Annotated in this window: 1 protein-coding gene; it reads right to left on the minus strand. The window is 51.0% G+C overall.

Going from position 1 to position 353, the window contains the following annotated elements; translation table 11 throughout:
- Positions 1–353 (minus strand): IS5 family transposase (locus tag Q1A48_RS21485; protein WP_299948927.1); only part of this gene is annotated, 353 nt, incomplete at both ends.

The following is a 353-nucleotide window of genomic DNA, read 5'->3' on the forward strand; positions in this document are numbered from 1 at the left end:
TTTCAATCGTGCAAAAGCATTTTCTACCAGATGCCGATTTTTGTAGAGCCCCCTATCCAAATCCGCGTTGCCTTTCACAGAATTGCGCCTTCTAGGGATCACTGCCTTGGCACCCTGTTCTGCAATCTGCTTCCGTAGATCCTCGCTATCATAACCTTTGTCCGCGACAATTGTTTCCGCACCCTCAATCTTGGCGATCAAGCTTGGAGCTTGCGTGCAATCATTTACCTGACCACCCGTGACCTCAAATGCAACCGGAAGCCCGTAAGCGTCAACCGCTAAATGGATTTTGCTTGTGTTCCCCGCCCGACTTTTCCCTATCGCCTCATCCTGATCACTGGCAGCACCGCTAC

This window comes from uncultured Microbulbifer sp., from assembly GCF_947489355.1.
Taxonomy (GTDB): domain Bacteria; phylum Pseudomonadota; class Gammaproteobacteria; order Pseudomonadales; family Cellvibrionaceae; genus Microbulbifer.